A 726-nucleotide genomic window follows, 5' to 3' on the forward strand; every position below is an offset into this window, starting at 1 on the left:
GGCTATCACCGTTGTCGAGTTGCTGGAGCAAACAACTGGGTTAGCGACTCCGGCCGACGGATGGGGCCTGAGAAAGAGTGCGGGCGAGTTTTCTGGAGTGGCTAAGCAGCTGGGGTCGGCGTCTGCGGGTGCTCGGTGGGCGGGTTCGGCGTCGGAGGGCTATACCGACCGCAACGCCGAGCAGCAGGGTCGGACGAAAAAGCTTGCGGCTCTGGATCTGCACCTAGCCAACATCATCGATGATCAAGCGCAGTGGGTCGCTCATACTCGACTGGGCCTTGCCGCAGTTAAGAATGGGCTTGTCATGGCGATGCTCGTTGCGCTGGCCCTGGAAGCCTGGGAGCGTTCCGCCAACGCCGCCACCGGGATCGTTAATGAGGGCATCGAGCTCAGTAATATGGCCCGGGACAGCGCGGAGACCGAATCTCTTCGCCGCGGAGCTGCCACCGACGAGGCTCTTGCAACGATCGATTTCTACGAAAACAACGCAGGGCCCACAGCGACGATGGAGGTGTTCCAGGGTCTTCATCGTCGCCTAGCCAAGCGGGGCAGGCAGTACCAAAGGGCGGTCGAACAGTTCGAAGATGTGGGGCGCCGTTCCACCAGGCTGGGCTCCGGGTCCGACGCCATTAGGGCTGATGCTGCTGCGGCGGGGTGTATTTCGCGGTGGTTTCAGGTTGTGGCTTGTCTTGCTGGGTTGGGTGCTGCTTCGGGGCTTTTGGTGTA

1 protein-coding gene is annotated in these 726 nt (G+C 61.7%); it reads left to right on the forward strand.

Going from position 1 to position 726, the window contains the following annotated elements:
• Positions 1-19 precede the first annotated feature (19 nt).
• Positions 20-726 (forward strand): EspA/EspE family type VII secretion system effector (locus SKC42_RS27410; RefSeq protein ID WP_330967365.1); only part of this gene is annotated, 707 nt, incomplete at its 3' end.

It is taken from the genome of Mycobacterium sp. 050134 (assembly GCF_036409085.1).
GTDB lineage: Bacteria > Actinomycetota > Actinomycetes > Mycobacteriales > Mycobacteriaceae > Mycobacterium.